At 69.7% G+C, this 15,692-nt stretch carries 16 protein-coding genes; 3 read left to right on the forward strand and 13 right to left on the reverse strand.

Translation table 11 applies throughout. The features are described 5' to 3' along the window. Nucleotides 1-103 precede the first annotated feature (103 nt). The 6 genes from G3I56_RS12800 to G3I56_RS12825 form a co-directional block, all read right to left on the reverse strand. Nucleotides 104-820 (reverse strand): hypothetical protein, encoded by a 717-nt coding sequence (locus G3I56_RS12800; RefSeq protein WP_164409046.1) that lies wholly within the window; start codon nt 818-820, stop codon nt 104-106. A 276-nt stretch (nt 821-1,096) separates the two neighbouring features. After that, complete coding sequence (locus tag G3I56_RS12805) at nt 1,097-1,879, reverse strand: NAD(P)-binding domain-containing protein (RefSeq protein ID WP_239134844.1); 783 nt, start codon at nt 1,877-1,879, stop codon at nt 1,097-1,099. Nucleotides 1,880-1,920: 41 nt separating this feature from the next. Continuing rightward, entirely contained in the window at nt 1,921-2,478 is a 558-nt protein-coding gene (locus G3I56_RS12810) for a DoxX family protein (RefSeq protein WP_164409048.1), read from the reverse strand. Beyond that, nucleotides 2,475-3,407 (reverse strand): alpha/beta fold hydrolase, encoded by a 933-nt coding sequence (locus G3I56_RS12815; protein ID WP_239134845.1) that lies wholly within the window; start codon nt 3,405-3,407, stop codon nt 2,475-2,477. The genes G3I56_RS12810 and G3I56_RS12815 overlap by 4 nt, the downstream gene beginning before the upstream one ends. Continuing rightward, nucleotides 3,404-5,077 (reverse strand): OB-fold domain-containing protein, encoded by a 1,674-nt coding sequence (locus tag G3I56_RS12820; RefSeq protein ID WP_164409049.1) that lies wholly within the window; start codon nt 5,075-5,077, stop codon nt 3,404-3,406. The genes G3I56_RS12815 and G3I56_RS12820 overlap by 4 nt, the downstream gene beginning before the upstream one ends. Further along, a complete protein-coding gene (locus G3I56_RS12825) occupies nt 5,074-5,652 on the reverse strand; it encodes a cytochrome P450 (protein ID WP_239134846.1) in 579 nt (192 codons plus the stop codon). The genes G3I56_RS12820 and G3I56_RS12825 overlap by 4 nt, the downstream gene beginning before the upstream one ends. Before the next feature lie 96 nt (nt 5,653-5,748). Between G3I56_RS12825 and G3I56_RS12830 the strand changes: the two genes are divergently transcribed. Continuing rightward, a complete protein-coding gene (locus G3I56_RS12830; RefSeq protein WP_164409050.1) occupies nt 5,749-6,399 on the forward strand; it encodes a TetR/AcrR family transcriptional regulator in 651 nt (216 codons plus the stop codon). Between the two features lie 99 nt (nt 6,400-6,498). On the opposite strand, the gene G3I56_RS12835 is transcribed toward G3I56_RS12830, so the two are convergent. The 3 genes from G3I56_RS12835 to G3I56_RS12845 form a co-directional block, all read right to left on the reverse strand. Then, complete coding sequence (locus G3I56_RS12835; RefSeq protein WP_164409051.1) at nt 6,499-7,824, reverse strand: aldehyde dehydrogenase family protein; 1,326 nt, start codon at nt 7,822-7,824, stop codon at nt 6,499-6,501. A gap of 148 nt (nt 7,825-7,972) precedes the next feature. Continuing rightward, complete coding sequence (locus G3I56_RS12840) at nt 7,973-8,413, reverse strand: MarR family transcriptional regulator (protein ID WP_164409052.1); 441 nt, start codon at nt 8,411-8,413, stop codon at nt 7,973-7,975. An 85-nt stretch (nt 8,414-8,498) separates the two neighbouring features. Continuing rightward, nucleotides 8,499-8,852: a YciI family protein gene (locus tag G3I56_RS12845; protein WP_164409169.1), complete on the reverse strand. Its 354-nt coding sequence runs from the start codon at nt 8,850-8,852 to the stop codon at nt 8,499-8,501. A gap of 98 nt (nt 8,853-8,950) precedes the next feature. Between G3I56_RS12845 and G3I56_RS12850 the strand changes: the two genes are divergently transcribed. Next, nucleotides 8,951-9,997 carry an acyl-CoA dehydrogenase family protein gene (locus tag G3I56_RS12850; protein ID WP_164409053.1) on the forward strand — a complete coding sequence of 349 codons (1,047 nt, stop codon included), beginning with the start codon at nt 8,951-8,953 and terminating at the stop codon, nt 9,995-9,997. A gap of 114 nt (nt 9,998-10,111) precedes the next feature. Here G3I56_RS12850 and G3I56_RS12855 read toward each other — a convergent pair whose 3' ends face one another. The 4 genes from G3I56_RS12855 to sfnG all read right to left on the reverse strand — a co-directional run bounded on the left by G3I56_RS12855 (nt 10,112) and on the right by sfnG (nt 14,315). Next, a complete protein-coding gene (locus G3I56_RS12855; RefSeq protein WP_164409054.1) occupies nt 10,112-11,257 on the reverse strand; it encodes an LLM class flavin-dependent oxidoreductase in 1,146 nt (381 codons plus the stop codon). A gap of 35 nt (nt 11,258-11,292) precedes the next feature. After that, nucleotides 11,293-12,477 carry an SfnB family sulfur acquisition oxidoreductase gene (locus G3I56_RS12860; RefSeq protein ID WP_164409055.1) on the reverse strand — a complete coding sequence of 395 codons (1,185 nt, stop codon included), beginning with the start codon at nt 12,475-12,477 and terminating at the stop codon, nt 11,293-11,295. 5 nt (nt 12,478-12,482) lie between these two features. Beyond that, nucleotides 12,483-13,037: an NADPH-dependent FMN reductase gene (ssuE, locus tag G3I56_RS12865; RefSeq protein WP_164409056.1), complete on the reverse strand. Its 555-nt coding sequence runs from the start codon at nt 13,035-13,037 to the stop codon at nt 12,483-12,485. A 156-nt stretch (nt 13,038-13,193) separates the two neighbouring features. Continuing rightward, nucleotides 13,194-14,315 carry a dimethylsulfone monooxygenase SfnG gene (sfnG, locus tag G3I56_RS12870; protein ID WP_164409057.1) on the reverse strand — a complete coding sequence of 374 codons (1,122 nt, stop codon included), beginning with the start codon at nt 14,313-14,315 and terminating at the stop codon, nt 13,194-13,196. Nucleotides 14,316-14,653: 338 nt separating this feature from the next. On the opposite strand from sfnG, the gene G3I56_RS12880 reads away from it, so the two are divergent. Then, entirely contained in the window at nt 14,654-15,616 is a 963-nt protein-coding gene (locus G3I56_RS12880) for a LysR family transcriptional regulator (protein WP_343239932.1), read from the forward strand. The last annotated feature ends 76 nt before the right edge of the window (nt 15,617-15,692 follow it).

Consider the following 15,692-nt stretch of genomic DNA (forward strand, 5'->3'; position numbering starts at 1 on the left):
GGGAAGGCGTTTGCGCGGCCTGCACCATGACCGCCACCAGCGCTGCGATCACGGTGACCGAGGCGAACGCGACTACGGCAAACCGGCCGGTCCGGGAAGGTGGTCACCAATCGGCTAGTTCCAAAAGCCATCGCCCCATGAAACCCATCCCCACAGCAGAGAGCACTGCGGTGATGCTCCAACCCACCACTCCCATCGGATTGAGCCCCAGGAGGTTGTACGCGACCATCAGGTACGGCACGGTCAGCACGAGCCAGCCTGGCAGGAGCCCGATCAGCCGCACCCCGAAGAGGGTCGGCCACGTGGCTCCTAAAAGCAGCCACGCCAAGATCAGCCACCCCGCGGACGCAAGCTCGGAGGCTGTCAGGTAGTCCTCGGTATGGCCTTGGGTCGTCATCCGTACGACTTCTCCGTGCCAGAGGCGCAGATCGGCCCGGTCCCCCATCTCCACTGCGCGGTACGTACTCGCGTCGACTGTCAGCCACTGACTGTGCTGCCCGAAGCGGACATGCACGCTGTAGGTGACGGTGCACGAGCTGACCCCGTTGCTATCGGTGGTACACGACTCGCCCCGATGCGCGTCGACAACCTCACCAGTGATCTGTGCGACGCAGTCGTCTGCCGTCTGCCACCGTGTCGCGGCGGGACAGAGGGGAGCATTCCTGTACACCACGACTTTCTGGTAGTGCGCTTCGACACGATCCGCACACATGACAAGCCCCATCACCACGACCGCGAGGATCAGCACACGTAGAAAAACCAGAAGCAACGATCCATACATCACCTCGCGCCGTTTAGGCCAATATCTGCCGATGTGCACGATGGTGTGTCACCTCTCCGTCTGCCGCTGAAACTCCGGAGGGCCCACTCGCCGGAAACCCCGTCACCTCGTGATGGTTCTCGCGCTGTACGGGGTCTTGGCCGCGCAGGGCCTCGAAGTACGGATACGGGTCCGCGACGGCCCCCTCGTTCCGGAAGAAATCGATCGCCTCGAAGTCATTCGCGGCCTGTACCGCTCCTTCCGTCTCAGCGCTCTCAAATAACAAGAAGTGCATTTCCATTCAGGGGAATTGTCCTGGGACCCGCCTCGTGGAGATCAGCGGTCGATCCGTGCCATGACGGCGAGGGCGTCGTCGGCCGTCCGCATCACGGTCGAGCCCGCCGGAGCGCCGGCTCCTTCGGCGAGGTCTGCCAGCAGCCGGGCGTCCTTGCGCAGCAGCGGTCCGCCATGAACGGCGATCCGGTCGAGGGTGCCGCCGGCCGCGGCGACCCGGCCGAGCGCGGAACTCGCCCCGCTGCCGTGCGCCAGGACGTCGGCGAGACCGGCGGGATCCACGTCGAGGGTGCGCCCGAGGGCGAGTACGTCGGCCGAGGTCGCCAGATTCGCCGTGAACAGGGCGTTGTTGAGCAGCTTGGCGACCTGCCCCGAGCCCAGCGGGCCCATGTGGACGACCGGATCGCCGTACGTCTCGAACACCCGTCGGCAGAACGCCACAGTCCCCGACTCACCGCCGACCATCACCAACAGCCGCCCCTCGGCCGCCGCCGCGCCGCCGCCGCTGACCGGCGCGTCGACCAGGGCGACCCCGCGCAGCCGGGCCCGGTCGGCGAGCCGACGGCAGGTGTCGGGGTGGACGGTGCTGTGCACGGCGATCACCCCGCCCTGCCGGAGTCCGGCGAGCACGCCCCCGTCGCCGACAATGACCTCCTCCACGTCGGCGTCGTCACCGACACAGACGCACACCAGGTCACTGGCGGCGGCCAACTCGGCGGCGGAAACGGCACGTTGAGCAGGTGTGCCGACGAACGGGGTCAGCGAGGCGGGCCTTCTCGCCCACAGCGTCGTCGGGAAACCGGCGTCGACGATACGCCGTGCCATGGGCCCGCCCTGACTCCCGAGCCCGATGAACCCCACACGCATCAGCCTGTCTCCTGCCCTGCCACTCCGGTGACGGCCGGGTCCTCCGTCTTCACGGCCCGCTCGGGACGCTCGGGCCGCCAGAACGTCGCCAGCAGCCCCGCCGTCGCCACCACGGCCACCCCGAGCGCGACGCCGCCCCCGGCCCAGCCGGTGACCTCGATGTCGGCAGCGTGGTCCACGGAAACCTTGCCTGGCCCCAGTACCCCGAGCGCGAGGGAGATCGCGGCCAGCATCAGGACGTACTCGTAGCCGTCCTTGAACACGAAGAACCCGTTGGGCCGGTGGGCCAGAAGCCCCGCGACCAACATCACCGAGACCACCGCCGCGCAGGCCAGCGGGGTGAACAGACCGAGGACCAGCAGCGCGCCCGCACCTACCTCGGTAATGACGCTCATCCACGCCTGCAGCGTCCCGTGCCGCAGCCCGAGCCCGCCGAACCAGCGGGCCGTGCCCTCGATCTTTCCGCCGCCCCGCCAGTGGTTGAGCCCGTGCGCGATCATGATGACGCCCAGGACCACTCTGACGACCAGTACCGCGACCGCTTCCGCGTTCGTCAACTCGCCCTCCCCTGCTGCCGTTCGGCGACTTCCGCCGCCGCTGCCGCTGCCGTTTCTGCTTCCTCGCGTGCGAGCACGCACTCCTCAACGAACGAGAGCACCTTGAGGTGATAGGCCAAAGACGTCAACCCAATGCTCAAGTTGTGTCCGCCGCCGACCTGTTCGTCGACGGCGACCCGGGGCGAAGCGGAGAACGGGGAGGCGATGTCTGCGAGCGCCGAGGGCCCCGAGATCCACACCCGCTCGTGCTCACCGAGCGTGTAGTGGACGGGGACGCGGATCAGGGGAGCGAGCTGGGGAAACGTGTCGATCCAGCTCCGGGCCACGACACCCTCGTACGCGGGTGAGCGAGAGGAGATCCGGGCGCCGCCGACCACATCGTCGGCGTAGAGACGGGACGGCTGCCACAGCAGGTCGCGCACCCCGCTGTTCGGTGACCGGTGCCGCCAGTCGCCGAGGATTCCGGCCGCGTCGTCGTGGTGGCGGCGTCCGGTGCCGGCAAGTTCCAGGCCGAGAAGGTCCGGTCCGCGCCGCTCGTCGGCCGCCATGCGGACACCGAGTTCGCTGCCGATGGAGTGGGCCCACACGAAGACGCCGGCCCCGCGCGGGCGGGCCGCGAGGAGCCGCTCCACAGCCCCGTAGGCGACGTCGACGCGCCGCTCGGCGGACGTGAACTCGTCGGCGTGCGGGGCCGAACTGCCGTATCCCGGACGGTCGATGGCGATGACGGTGAATCCGAGAGCCTCGCCGGTGCGCAGCAGGGACAGCCGGGGCCGGTCCGGGTAGTCGAAGTAGCCGGAGAGCGCGGCCCCGCCGTGCAGCGCGAGGACGACGGCGCGCGGGTGCCGTACCTCGCGCAGCAGGGCCGATACCGGGATGCCGTCCACATCGACGACGACGCGTGAGGCACCGGTCATGTGTCGGCTCATGTATCGGACCGGAAGAGGATCGCACCGCTGGGGGTGAGTCCTCCGGTGCTGACCACGGCGACCCGGGCGCCCGGCACCTGACGTGCGTCGGCCTCGCCGCGCAGTTGGGTGATCGCCTCGTGGACCAGGCCCAGGCCGTGGGTGCGACCGTGGGAGAGCTGTCCGCCGTGGGTGTTCAGGGGCAGCAGTCCGTCGCGGGCGATGTTCTTGCCACCGTCCAGGAAGTCCTTGGCCTCACCGATCCCGCAGAAACCCAACGCCTCTATCCAGGAGAGGCAGTTGAAGGTGAAGCCGTCGTAGAGCTGCGCGACGTCGACGTCCCTCGGCCGCAGCGAGGTGCGGGTCCACAGGTGGGCGGACTGGCCGAGCACCTGGGGTTCGTGGGTGAGGGTGCTCTGGTCCCACTCGACGCGTTCGAGGATCTGGGTGCCGACCGCCTCGACGAGGACGGGCGGTCCGGCCAGGTCGCGGGCCGCGTCGACGGCGGACACGATCACGGCGACCGATCCGTCGCAGGGCACGTCGCAGTCGTACAGCCCGAAGGGGGTGGTGACCGTTCTGGCCTGGAGGTAGTCGTCCATGGTCAGCGGGTCGCGGTAGATCGCGGTGGGGTTGAGCGCGGCGTTCGCCCGCTGGTTGAGCGCGATCCAGCCGAGGGTCTCGCGCGTGGTGCCGTAGCGGTGGAAGTGGCGTTGCGCGTTCATGGCGAGGGTGTGCGAGGCGGAGATCGCACCGAAGGGCTTCATCCAGGCCGCCGCCGCAGGACCGCCGGGCGGGGTGATCCGGCCGCGTTTGACCAGTTCGCCGTACGACGACTCCCAGACCGTACGGAAGCACAGCACATGCCGGGCCAGTCCACCCGCGACCGCGAGCATCGCCGCGATCAGTGAGCCGCCGGGGCCGAAGGTCTCGCTGCCGCCGTTGTACCAGGTGGGCCGGACACCCAGCGCGGCCTCCAGCGCCATGACTCCGCCCTCGGCGAAGCCTCCGTACGCCCCTGCGCCCGGGTAGGCCGCCAGACCGTCGATGTCGGCGATGGTCAACCCCGCGTCGGCGACAGCCCGTTCGCAGGCCTTCACCGTCAGCGACAGGGGCGGTACGAGGAGCCGTCGCCCGACCTCCGAGGCGCCGACACCGGTGATCGCGACCTTGTCCTCGAACTTCTCCGGGGTCACCATCGGGCGTACGTGGGACCGGAATTGGGCGGGTTCAATGGCGTCCGTGGGAAAGGGAGCCAGTGCCTCCTGATCCGCCGCCGGACGAAACTGCGGAAGCCAGGCATCCCCGGCCCGCTCGAAGACGACCTCCATGCGCATGCCCAACTCCAGCTGGTCGGGCTCGCACTGGACGGTGTTGGTGGTGAGGCGTACCCGGGAGTCCTCCTCGATGGCGACCTGGGCGACGACGAAGGGCGTCGGCAACCCGGGTGCGGGGAAACGGTGGTTGACGGTGAAGCCGATCAGGGTCGCGAAGCCGGAGACGGCCCGTACGCCGGTCTCGTGCCCGTGGCAGTAGCGGCACACCGGCTGCGGCGGATGGATGAGGGCCGCGCAGGACCCGCACTCCGTCAGGCGCAGCCGGCCGTCCGCGCCGGAGGTCCAGAAGAAGGCGTTCTCCTCCGTGATCTCCGGCGCGGCCCGGCCCAACGCGTCGGGTGTCTCGTCGGTCATTCGGCGATCTGCGCCTTCGCCCTGCGAACCGTCACCGGCTCGGCGAGCCGCTGTTCGTCGCAGACCCGTTGCAGCTTCTCCAGGGTCTCGTCGAGCCCCGCGCCGAGCCGGGGGCCCGGGGTGAAGGTCACCGGGAGGTGGCGCATGCCCTGGATGGTGCCGATGGTCTCGTAGTGCACTGTGCCCTCCGGGTCGCACCGGTAGTCGGGCATACGGTCGAACACCTGGGTGACCATGCGTTTGAAGACCGTACGGGCGACGTTGGATCCGATGCAGCGGTGGATGCCGAGGCCGAAGCTGCTGTGCCGGTTGGCCGGGCGTTCCAGGTGGATGGTGTCGGGGTCGGGGAAAACGGAGGGGTCGCGGTTGGCCATCGCCCAGGACAGCCAGAGCCGTTCTCCCTCCTTGAACCGTGTTCCGGCGATCTCGCAGTCGGCGGAGAACCTGCGTCCGTCACCCGGCGCGGGCGCGAAGAACCGCAGGAACTCCTCCGTGGCAGAGTCCAGCAGGGTGTCCCGGTCGCGGCTGAGGCGGTCCCGCTCAGCGGGATTCTCCCCGAGGGATGAGAATGACATTCTCATTTCATGCAAGTAAGAGTCTCGAAACCTGCGGTACGTGATTCGATAGGGAGCTTCGACTGATTACCGCTGAAGTGCAGTATCGTTCTACGCGTGACCGCCATCCCCGAAGAGCCCGCCTGGCGCCAGCGTGCCGTTGAGCGATCCACCCGCGCCGCGAAACAGCGTGCCGAGCAGCGCGTTCAGCGCTTCCTGGACGCCGCGCAGGAACTCATCGCGGAGAAGGCCACGACCGACTTCACCGTCCAGGAAGTCGTCGACCGCTCCAAGCAGTCACTGCGCAGCTTCTACCAGCACTTCGACGGCAAGCACGAGTTGCTGCTCGCCCTGTTCGAGGACGCCCTGTCCACGTCGGCGATCGAGATCCGCGAAGCCACGTCGGGCGGCGGAGAACCGCTGCCCCGGCTTCGGATCGCGGTGGAGATGCTGTTCGAGCAGTCGCTGCCCAACCCCGGTGTCCAGCGCCCCCTGTTCAGCGACTTCGCCCTGCAACTGCTGGTCAAGCACCCGGCCCAGGTGGCCACCGCGCACCTGCCCCTGCTGAACCTGTTCACCGAACTGCTGGAGCAGGCCGCCGAGGCGGGCAGCGTCCACGCGGACAAGCCCCGGCGACTGGCGGCGCTCCTCATGCAGACCGTCATGTTCTCCGCTCGGGCCAATGGCGTCCCCTCGGACAGCCAGGCCCACCCGGTGACCGCCGACGAGGTGTGGCAGTTCTGCCTCGGCGGGATCTCGGGCGCCTGAGTCACACCATACACACCGTAAAAGTGATCGCCCGTGCCACTGAGAACTTTGTTCTCGGCAGCGCGGGCGATCGGCGTCCCGGCTCGGCGGGGCCTCGGCTCAGCTCAGCGGCTTCGCCAGCACTGCCTTGCGGTGGCTGAACGTCTCGATCGAGTAGCGGCCGTGGTAGCTGCCCATCCCGCTCTCTCCCACCCCGCCGAACGGCAGGTCGGAGACGGTGAGATGGGCGAGCGGCAGGCCGTAGCCGACAGCGCCGGAGGACGTCTCGGCGGCGATCCGCTCCCGGGTCGTGCCGGACTCGGTGAACACGTACAGCGCGAGCGGCTTGTCGCGGTCGTTGATGAAGCCGATCGCGTCGTCCAGTCCCGGCACCGTGACGATCGGCAGGATCGGGCCGAAGATCTCCTCCCGCATCACGGGCGAGGCGGGGTCGACGTCGGCGAGGACGGTCGGCGCGATGTACTTCGTCGTACGGTCCTTGACTCCGCCGGTGACGACGCGGCCCGAGTCGAGCAGGCCGCCGAGCCGGTCGAAGTGACGCTCGTTGACGATCCGGCCGAACTCGGTGGAGGTGGCCGGGTCCGCGCCGAACAGGTTCTCGACGGCCTTGGCGAGCGCGGGCTCCAGCGCGGCGGCGGTCTCCGGGTCGGTGAGGACGTAGTCGGGGGCGACGCAGGTCTGGCCGGCGTTGAGGAACTTGCCCCGGACCAGCCGGTCGGCGACGACGTCCACGTCGATGCCGGTGTCGACGAACGCCGGGGACTTGCCGCCGAGTTCGAGGGCGACCGGGGTGAGGTGCTCGGCGGCGGCGCGCATCACGATACGGCCGACGGTGCCGTTGCCGGTGTAGAAGATGTGGTCGAAGCGCTCGGCCAGCAGGGCCGTGGTCTCCGGGATGCCTCCCGCGACGACGGCGACCGCGTCCGTGTCCAGGTACTGGGGCAGCAGCCGGGCCACGATGTCGGAGGTGGCGGGGGCCAGTTCGCTCGGCTTGACCACCACCGCGTTACCGGCGGCCAGCGCGCCGACGACCGGGGTCAGCAGGAGCTGGACCGGATAGTTCCAGGGGGCGATGACCAGGACGACGCCCAGCGGGTCGTACTGCGTCCAGGCCGTGGCGTCGGCACCGAGACGCTCGGGGACCGGCGCGGGCTCGGGACGCAGCCAGCCGTCGAGGTGTTCGAGGGTGTGGTCGATCTCCCGGATCGTGAAGTCGATCTCCGTACGGAAGGCCTCGGTCGAGCTCTTGCCGAGGTCCGCGTGGAGCGCGGCGGCCACGTCCTTGCCGTGCTCAGTGAGCAGTTCGCGCAGTCGGCCGAGTTGGGCCTTGCGCCATTCGACGGGCTTGGTGCGGCCCGCACGGAAGGTGGCACGCAGGCGCGTCACGATGTCGGCGGGCTGCTCGGGGGGCGTGGGGTGGTTCACGGTGCCTCGCTCACGGTCGTGTCATGCGGTGGTCTCGGGCGCGGAAGGCCGGCTCGATGCTCTCGACTCATATGCCAACCCTTCGCGCGGCAAAACATATTCCACATACACGAAGATGACCGTGAGCAACTGGTCGTCGCCGTGCGTGTCAGACCTGGGCCGTCGTCCCGTCGAGTGTCACGGCCAGCCGGTCCAGGAGGGCGCTCAGCAGTTCGTCGTCCCCGTCACTGAGCAGCGGCCAGTCGGCGCGGACCTCACGGTCGAGGCGGCGCCAGTACTCCTGGCCGCGCGGGGTGAGGTGGACGAGGATACGGCGGCGGTCGTGCGGATCGACCCGCCGGTGCACGAGGTTCTGGTCGACGAGGTGGTCGACCAGCCGGGTCAGCGTCGGCGGCGGCAGGAAGACTGCCTCGGCTATCGCGGTCATGTGGTGACCGGCGCCGTCGGAGAGCAGGGCGAGTACCCGCCAGGCGTCGAGGGAGCAGCCGTGCTCGTCCAGGACGGGCTGGAGGCGGCGCGCGGCCAGTCGCTCGGCCCGCGTCAGGAGCCGCAGAAGGTCCTGGGGCCAGCGCTGCGACGGCGTGGGCATCCTGCTCCTCGATCCCGTGGATATGTACATCGCATGAGACGTCTGAAAGTTCACCGGACCGCCCCGGCGCCACGACGCCGTTCCGTCAGTCGTCGACCTGGCCCAGGAAGGGCCGGACCTCGACCGGCATCGTCGTCGCCAGGGCCGCCTTGCGGCCCCACTCCAGGGCGACGTCGAGGTCGGGTGCCATGAGGAGGCAGATCCCGCCCAAAAACTCCTTGTTCTCGGCGTAGGCACCTTCCGTCTCCTCGACCTCGTCGCCCAGGGGCCGCAGCACGGTCGCGGCGTCCGGGCGGTGCAGTCCGCCCGCGAAGACCCAGGCCCCGGCCTCCCGCAACTCGTCGTGGAAGACGCTCAGTCTGCGGTTGATCTCCACCATCGACGCGGGCGCGGTCGGCTCCCCGACCGGTTTCATGGCGCTGAGCAGGTAGTACTTCATCGCGTCCTCCTGGGCATCACGGCTCTGCCCCATCTCCTACACGAAGGGAGCACCGCTACGGAGGCGCAACGCACCGCGACACCGGGAGAATCTTGTCCATGACCGCCATCGCGCACCCGCTCGTCACCGTCGCCCACCGGCTCGCCGCCGATGTCCTGGCCCCGCAGGCCGGCCGGGTCGACCAGGAAGGCGTGCCCGCGAGCAGCATCAAGGCCATCAAGCGGTCGGGACTGCTCGGGGTGAGCGCGCCGAAGGAGTACGGGGGTGCGGGCGCGCCCGCCTCGGTGGCCCGGGAGGTCACCGAGATCCTGGCCGGTGCCTGCTGCTCGACCTGGTTCGTGCAGACGCAGCACCACACACCGGTGAAGCTGCTGGCTGAGTCCCAGTTTCCGGTGCGGGAACGTCTGTTGGGCCCGCTGTCGACGGGTGCCCTGCTGTCCGGGATCGCGTACGCGCACCTGCGTTCCTTCCCTCGCGTCCCGGTACGGGTCGGGTACGAGCGGGGCGGCTGGCGCTTCGACGGAACGGTTCCCTGGTACACGGGCTGGGGACTGAACGACGTCATGCTGCTCGCGGGGCTGTCCGACACGGACGAGGTGGTGTTCGCCTTCGCCGACGCCCGCGAGCAGCCGGGGCTGCGCGCCTCGCCGCCCATGCGGCTGGCGGCACTCACGGCCGCCCGGACGGTCTCCCTGGAGCTCAAGGGCCTGCGGCTGCCGGAGGAGGCGGTCGTCCTGCGCACCCCTCGCGAGAAGTTCGCCCTCGTCGACCTGCCCCGGGCCGCCAACACGAACCCGGCCGTGTTCGGGGTGGCGTACGCGGCCCTCGATCTCCTCGCCGCCCACCCGGACGCCACGTTGACGGCGCGCTCACTGCGCACCCGCCTCGACGCCGTACGCCGCAACGCGTACGCCCTCGCGGACCACCGCCGACCGCAGGAGCACATCGCGGACCGGCTGGCGCTCAAGACCCGCGCGTACGACCTGATGCGCTCCGCGACGACCGCGGCGATCGTCGCCGGGGGCGGCAGATCACTGGACCTGAACAGCCCCGCCCAACGCCTGGCCCGCGAAGGCCTGTTCCTACTGGTACAGGCCCAGACGACGGACGTACGCAGCGCCCACCTCACCTCACTGGCCGACTAGCGGCTGACGAACTCGGGGGCGCTATAGCGCCCTTTAGGGGCGCGGGGCCGTATCGATCTGCGGCTCCGCCGCGGGGCGCGACCAGCCCCCACCGAATCCGCGGACAACAACCACCTAACCGCCAAACGGCACCTGTGCCGCCGGGGCGGCCGTAGCCGCGAACGGATGCCGCCACAACCCACGCGCGGCCAGCCGCGGCAGCACCCCCTCGCCGAACCAGTACGCCTCCTCCAGGTGCGGATAGCCGGAGAGGACGAACTCGTCGATACCCAGGGCGTGGTACTCGGCGATGCGGTCGGCGACCTCGTCGTGACTGCCGACGAGCGCCGTGCCCGCCCCGCCCCGCACCAGGCCGATGCCGGCCCACAGGTTGGGGTGGATCTCCAGCCCGTCCCGGTTGCCGCCGCCGTGCAGGGCGAGCATCCGCTGCTGTCCCTCCGACTCGCTGCGGGCGAGCCCGGCCTGGATGTCCCGTACGGTCTTCGCGTCGAAGCCCGCCAGGATCCGGTCCGCCTCCGCCCACGCCGCCTCGGCGGTGTCGCGGGTGATGACGTGCAGCCGGATGCCGAACCGCAGGGTGCGCCCCTGCCTGGCGGCCAGCCCTCTGACCCAGGCGATCTTCTCGGCGACCTGCGCCGGCGGCTCGCCCCAGGTGAGGTAGACGTCGACGTGCCGGGCGGCGACCTCACCGGCGATGGGTGAGGATCCGCCGAAGTACACCTCGGGGACCGGATCGGGCACCCGGGCCAGCTTGGCGTCCTCGACCCGGAGGTGTTCGCCGGTCAGGTCGACCGTCTTGCCCTCCCACAACTCCCGTACGACTTCGAGGAATTCGCCGGTACGACGGTACCGGGCGTCCTTGTCGAGGAAGTCGCCGTAGGCCTTCTGTTCGTGGCTCTCGCCACCCGTGACCACGTTGAGGAGGAGCCGTCCGCCGGTCTGGCGCTGGAAGGTGGACGCCATCTGCGCGGCGAGGGTCGGAGACACGAAGCCGGGGCGAAAGGCGACCAGGAACTTCAGGCGCTCGGTGTGCTGGCTGACCATGGCGGTGGTCAGCCAGGCGTCCTCGCACCAGGCACCGGTGGGAGTGAGCGCGCCGACGAAGCCCAGGTCCTCGGCGGCGCGGGCGATCTGGCCCAGATAGGCGACCGTCGGCGGCCGGTTCTGCCCGAAGGCGGTGGCCGGGGTGCCGTGGCCGCCGCCGACGACATGGCGGCTGTCGCCGTTGGTGGGGAGGAACCAGTGGAATATGAGGGACACCGAAATCTCCGATCAGGAACGTCGCGTACGTCGCGTCACAACAGGCCGTGGCGGGGCGGTTTCGTGCCGTTCAGCACGTGGCGGCCGATGTGCTGGATCTTCCAGCGGGTCGGGTCGTGCAGGGTGTGGGTGCGGGCGTCACGCCAATGCCGGTGCAGGTTGAGGGAGTTGAGGGCCGAGCGGGTGCCGGCGACCTCGAAGAGAGCCCCGGTGACCTCCACCGCGGTGGTCGTCGCGTGCGCCTTGGCGACGGCCACCGCGATGGACGCGTCGGCCGCCGAGTCGTCGGTGAGGTCGGCGCGCGCGGCGTCCACGGCACGGGCCGCCTCGCGCAGCAGCGCCTCGGACGCCCTCAGCTGGACGGCGAGTTCACCGAACCGCTGGATCAGCAGCGGGTCGTCGGCGGCGGTCTCGGCGCCGCTCTCGAACCAGGGCCGGCTCTTGGTCCGGACGAACTCCGCGGCCTCGGCGAGTGCACCCCCGGCGATGCCGACGTCGATGGCCGTGTGCAGCAACTGGGCCACGGCTCCGTGGAGTTGGGGTTCCTGGAAGGTGAGGTGGTGCGGGAGGACCCGGTCGGCCGGGACGGGGACCGCGTCGAGCCGGACGGTGCCGCTGGCCGTCGTCCGCTGGCCCATGCCGTCCCAGTCGTCCACGACCGTGAGGCCGGGCGCGTCGTGCGGGACGTACGCCACGTGCAGGTTGTCGTCCTCGATGCGGGCGAGGACCGGGATCCAGTCGGCGAACAGGGCGCCGGTGGAGTAGTGCTTGACGCCGGTCAGCGTGAACGAGCCGTCGGGCTGCCGGTCCAGGCGGGTGCGGATGTCCTGGACGTTCTTCGTACCCGCCTCCGACTGGGCGTTGCCGAACCGCCGTCCCGCGAGGATCTCACCGAAGAAGAACTCCCGTTGTTCCGCCGTGCCCTGACGTCGGATCACATTGACGTACACGAAGTGGTTCTGTTGGATCTGGGCGAGGCTGGCGTCGGCCGAGGCGAGCAGCCGGAAGATCTCGGCCAGGGTCTCCTGGCGTACGTCAGCTCCCCCGCACTCGGCCGGCACGGTGACCGCGAGCAGTCCCGAGGCCGAGAGGCGGTCCAACTCTGCCCGTGGGAGCAGTCGTTCGGCGTCCCGCACGGCGGCCCCGGGGCGGAACTCGTCCGCCAGGGCCGCCGCCACGGTCAGGGCCTCCACGTCGTCGGCGATGACTTTCGCGGTCATGCGGGTCAGACCGCCGCGGCGAGGAACGGGGAGCGGCCGAGTGCCGCCGAGAACTGGTCGAGGACCTGGGTGAGGGCCTCGGTGGCGGCCGGGGCGACCGCGATGGAGCCGTCCTCGTGTGCGGTGATGTCCTTGTCGAGGGTGAACCAGCCCTGGACGATGTGGGCGGCGCCCATCGAGTTGAGGACCGGCCGCAGAGCGTAGTCGATGGCCAGGACGTGGGCGGTGGTGCCGCCGGTGGCGAGCGGCAGCACGGTCTTTCCGGTGAGGGCGTACTGCGGGAGCAGGTCGAGGAGTGCCTTGAGGACACCGGAGTAGGACGCCTTGTAGACCGGGGTGGCGACGACGACGCCGTCGGCGCGTGCGAACAGTTCGGTGGCCTCGACGATCGCCGGGTGCCGGAAGTCGGCCCCGAGGAGTGCCTCGGCGGGGATGGTGCGTACGTCGAGCGGGATCACCTCGTGTCCCTGGGCGACCAGCCTGGCGTCCAGGTGGCGCAGGAGCTTTCCGGTGCGGGAGGAGACGGAGGGGCTGCCGGAGACGGACAGGACGGTGGCCATGGGTCCTCTTTCAGGAGGCTTGCCGGGATCCGGAGCGCCTGTGCGTGGCAGGCGACCCGGGAGATCGGGCGGTCAGAGGTACCGGGCGGCGGGCGAGGCGGTACTCAAGGGTGAACCCCTGCCGCAGCGGCGGTGTGAACGGGACGGTGACGGGCGTCAGGCGTGGACCGCTGCGGACTCGGGCTCGTTCTCGGGGAGTTGGGCTTCGAGTTCACGGACGAGGGGCAGGACCCGGCGGCCGAAGTACTCGACCTCCTCGTGGTAGTGAAGGAAGCCGAGGAGGAGCAGGTCGACGCCGAGGCGCTTGTAGGCGACGATCCGCTCGGCGATCTGTTCCGGGGTGCCGATGAGCCCCGTACGGAAGCCGTCGTTGTACTGGACGAGGTCCTCGAAGGTGGAGTCCTGCCACATGCCTTTGCCGTCGCCGGCGGACTGCCCGGCCTGTTTGACGGCGGCGCCGAACCCCTCGACGGCCTCCCGGTCGGCGTTCGCGACGATCTCGCGGAGCGTGTCGCGGGCCTCGGCCTCGGTGTCGCGGGCGATCAGGAAGCCGTTGAGGCCGAACTTCGGTGCCCGGCGGCCGACTTGGTCCGCCGACGCCCGTACGTCGTTGATCTGCTCGACGACTCCGTCGAAGTCCTTGCCGTTGGAGAAGTACCAGTCGGAGACCCGGCCGGCCATGGCGCGGGCGGCGGTGGAGTTGCCGCCCTGGAAGATCTCGGGGTGCGGGCGCTCGGGGGTGTTGAGGGGCTTGGGCTTGAGGGAGAAGTCACGCAACCGGTAGAAGTCACCGGCGAGTTCGGTGTGGTCCTCGGTCCAGATCTGGCGAAGGGCCCGGATGAACTCCTCGGAGCGGCGGTACCGCTCGTCGTGCTCCAGCCAGGGCTCGCCGAGGGCGGTGAACTCGCCCTTGAACCAGCCGCTGACGACGTTCACGGCAAAGCGTCCGTTCGACAGGTGATCGGCGGTCGCGCCGAGTTTGGCCAGGACACCGGGGTGCCAGAGGCCGGGGTGGACGGCGGCGATGACCTTCAGGCGCTGGGTGGCGAGGAGCAGGGCGAGGCTGAAGCTGGTCGACTCGTGCTGGAACTCGGCGCCGTAACTGGCCATGTAACGGACCTGGCTGAGCGCGTACTCGAAGCCGTTGTTCTCGGCGAGGACGGCGAGTTCGCGGTTGTAGTCGTAACCCCAGTCGGTGCGCTGCTCGATCCGGCTGGTGACGAGTCCGCCACTGACGTTGGGCACCCAGTAGGCGAATTTCACGGGCTCTGCGGACATGCGTAACTCCTGTTGCGGAATGCGTTTTCGGGCACGCCAATTCCCGTCCGGAGCGACATCCGGCAAAATCTCAGGCGATTACGGAAACGGAACGGACGCGGCGGATCGGGACGGGGATCAGGCCGCGAGGCAACAGGAGGCACTGGAGACGCGCGCGAGGTCGACGTGCCGTCGCCGCGTGAGGTCCAGTCGCATCTTCATGTCGTCGATCGTGACAGTCGCCGAAGAGGGCAGTCAAGGAAAACCCGACCGGTCTCGCATCCCGGACCACCTGATTTCACGAAGGCGTGACAGGGAAACCCTTGAACGGCTCGCGCGGACGCCCGCATTCTGCTGCCGTGCGTATTGAACAGCTCGAATACATCGCGGCGGTCACCCGGCTCGGTTCGCTGCGCCGGGCGGCGGATGAACTCCGCCTGTCGCAGCCCGCGTTGAGCGAGACCGTGCGCAATCTGGAGCGGGAACTCGGGGTCGACCTGCTGGAGCGGAAACGGTCCGGCGCGACGATGAGCGCGGAGGGCCGGGAGCTGCTGCCGCACATCATCGACGTCCTCGACGCGGTGGACCGGCTGCGGGGCGCCGCGGGTGAACAGCACCGCATCAGCCGCATGGTGCGCGTCGGCACGGTGAACGCGGCGACCGTGCCCCTGCTCATCCCCGCCGTGCGGGAGTTCCACGCGACCCACGAACTGACCCAGGTGGAGGTGGTGGACGTGCAGCAGGCGGAGATCCACCGAGGGCTCACGGAGGGCGGTTTCGACCTCGGGCTGGTCAACCAGCTGGAGGGTGACGACGTACCCACCGGCTTCGAGAGCACCGAACTGCTGCGCGGACGGCCTGTGGTGTGCGTACGTCCGGACAGTCCCCTCGCGGCCCGGCCGGCGGTGTCGGTGGCCGACCTGCTCGCCGGGCCACTGATCGCGATGCGCTCCGGCTACGTCATGCACCGCTACCTGCACCGGCTGCTGGACGGGCACGGCGCGGCCTTCGCCTACTCCACGGACGGCGCCGAGATGGGCAAGCTGATGGTCGCCGAGGGCCTCGGGGCGACCGTGCTGCCCGACTTCAGCGTGATCGGCGACCCGCTGGAACGGCGCGGCATCCTCACCTACCGGCCGATCGCGGAGGACGACACCACCCGGGTGATGCTGACCCTCCAGCGCCGCCGCGCCGAGTCCGTACCCCTGGCCGCGCGTGATCTGCACGAGGTGTTCGTGCGCCGGGCCAGGGAGCTGGGCGGGACACTCACCGTGCAGGGCGGGTCACCCAACATCACCGAACTACACATAAGGGATAAATAAGAGCACAATGCGAGTACGCGGCGTTTACCGCAGACCGCGTCGGACGCGGTCAGGCCTGCACAGTCGAAGGAGACGA

The sequence above is a fragment of the Streptomyces sp. SID12488 genome (assembly GCF_010548275.1).
In the GTDB taxonomy this organism is placed as follows: Bacteria; Actinomycetota; Actinomycetes; order Streptomycetales; family Streptomycetaceae; genus Streptomyces.

Bases quoted from the DNA above. Each gene is read 5' to 3' on its own strand.
- ssuE (WP_164409056.1), bottom strand. From the start codon at position 13,037: ATGGCCACCGTCCTGTCCGTCTCCGGCAGCCCCTCCGTCTCCTCCCGC.
- G3I56_RS12820 (WP_164409049.1), bottom strand. From the start codon at position 5,077: ATGACCGACGAGACACCCGACGCGTTGGGCCGGGCCGCGCCGGAGATC.
- G3I56_RS12845 (WP_164409169.1), bottom strand. From the start codon at position 8,852: ATGAAGTACTACCTGCTCAGCGCCATGAAACCGGTCGGGGAGCCGACC.
- sfnG (WP_164409057.1), bottom strand. From the start codon at position 14,315: ATGTCCGCAGAGCCCGTGAAATTCGCCTACTGGGTGCCCAACGTCAGT.
- G3I56_RS12840 (WP_164409052.1), bottom strand. From the start codon at position 8,413: ATGCCCACGCCGTCGCAGCGCTGGCCCCAGGACCTTCTGCGGCTCCTG.
- G3I56_RS12805 (WP_239134844.1), bottom strand. From the start codon at position 1,879: ATGGCACGGCGTATCGTCGACGCCGGTTTCCCGACGACGCTGTGGGCG.
- G3I56_RS12850 (WP_164409053.1), top strand. From the start codon at position 8,951: ATGACCGCCATCGCGCACCCGCTCGTCACCGTCGCCCACCGGCTCGCC.
- G3I56_RS12860 (WP_164409055.1), bottom strand. From the start codon at position 12,477: ATGACCGCGAAAGTCATCGCCGACGACGTGGAGGCCCTGACCGTGGCG.
- G3I56_RS12815 (WP_239134845.1), bottom strand. From the start codon at position 3,407: ATGAGCCGACACATGACCGGTGCCTCACGCGTCGTCGTCGATGTGGAC.
- G3I56_RS12825 (WP_239134846.1), bottom strand. From the start codon at position 5,652: ATGTCATTCTCATCCCTCGGGGAGAATCCCGCTGAGCGGGACCGCCTC.